Genomic DNA, 1206 nt, shown 5'->3' with positions numbered 1-1206 from the left:
CGGTGCTCACGCTGCTGGCCCGGCAGGGAACGGTGAGCAAGGAAGACCTCGAAAATCACCTTTACACGTTGTGCGAAGCCGACAGGGCCACCTTCGTTGACCGCGCGGCAATGCATGGCGCCATCAAGGCGCTGAACGGCACGCCGCCAGTGGGCTAGACTGCGGCATCTCATACGCCGCCCTCGCGCAGCAGCCGGTCCATGCGGCGGTCATGTCGTCCTCCGCCGACCACGCCAGTGCTTTGCGGCGCACCGCACCGGGATCGCAGGCATCCTCGCGCCCACGCGGCGCGGGGCGCACGAGCGCCGGGGCCAAGGGACGCGAGAGCTCGGCCGCTGCCTGCCCGGGCACTTCGGGCGCCGGCTCGGGCTGTGTCTCTTCCTCTGACGCGCCGGGCGCCGCCGTGTCCCCGGCCCCGCCAAGGCTGCGCAGGAAGAGCTCGGCATGGGCACGCGTGTAGAAGAGGCCAAGCACCCTGTGCTCGGCCACCTCGAAAGCCCCACCGTCGATGGGGGCAATGCGAAGATCCTTGTCTGTATGCATGGTACTCATGCCTTGGCCAGATCGATCGTGACGGCCTGCCACGGCGCGCCGGGGGCGGGCCGGCGGTAGCAGCGGATATAGGTCTTCGAGCCGACGATGCGCATCGCGTCGCGGATCGCATCCATCGCCTGGCGCCAGCGGGCATCCTCGATCTCAAGGCGCAACAACATGAAGATCTCCGAGCGGTTGATCTGGCCTGCCTTGTCGGTGTTGAAGGCCCGCGTGACGATCGCCGCGATCTCGGGGCGGCTCTCGGCCGACCATTCGGTCAGGCATTCGTCGATCAGTTCTTTGGCGATCTGCAGCTGCGGCCCGAAATCGATGTGATCGGCCACCTGGACGCTCACCTTCATCAGGCCGTCATGGCTCATGAAGGTCTTGTTCCCCTTCGCGCCGCCCTTGCTGGCGCCGTACTCCTGGGCAAGCAAGGCCTCGAACGCGCCCAGGTCCTCGAATGTGTGCCCCTTGAACCGCGCGATCTGGTCGCTCAGAGCCGTCGCGAAGCTCATGATCTTGCGCACAGTCTCATCCTCGAGCAGATCGGCGGGCCGGATCAGATCGACCGGCACGAGCGCGCCTTTGGCATCGGCGAGATACTCGCGCCCCGATAGGGTGATCCGGCCGTCATCGGTGGTGGGATGGTCGCTCATCAATTTGCTCCTT

The 1206-nt window shown here is 66.4% G+C and carries 2 protein-coding genes; both read right to left on the bottom strand.

The annotated features are described in order from the left end of the window. Positions 1 to 123: 123 nt before the first annotated feature. Entirely contained in the window at positions 124 to 543 is a 420-nt protein-coding gene (locus PMES_RS16105; protein WP_159966742.1) for a hypothetical protein, read from the bottom strand. A 5-nt stretch (positions 544 to 548) separates the two neighbouring features. After that, positions 549 to 1193: a DUF3164 family protein gene (locus tag PMES_RS16100; protein WP_159966741.1), complete on the bottom strand. Its 645-nt coding sequence runs from the start codon at positions 1191 to 1193 to the stop codon at positions 549 to 551. Between the last annotated feature and the right edge of the window lie 13 nt (positions 1194 to 1206).

The organism is Profundibacterium mesophilum KAUST100406-0324 (assembly GCF_009835145.1).
In the GTDB taxonomy this organism is placed as follows: Bacteria; Pseudomonadota; Alphaproteobacteria; order Rhodobacterales; family Rhodobacteraceae; genus Profundibacterium; species Profundibacterium mesophilum.
This window is presented reverse-complemented; position numbering and strand designations above follow the sequence as displayed.

Coding starts and splice junctions, on each gene's coding strand:
- PMES_RS16105 (WP_159966742.1), bottom strand. CDS start 543: ATGCATACAGACAAGGATCTTCGCATTGCCCCCATCGACGGTGGGGCT.
- PMES_RS16100 (WP_159966741.1), bottom strand. CDS start 1,193: ATGAGCGACCATCCCACCACCGATGACGGCCGGATCACCCTATCGGGG.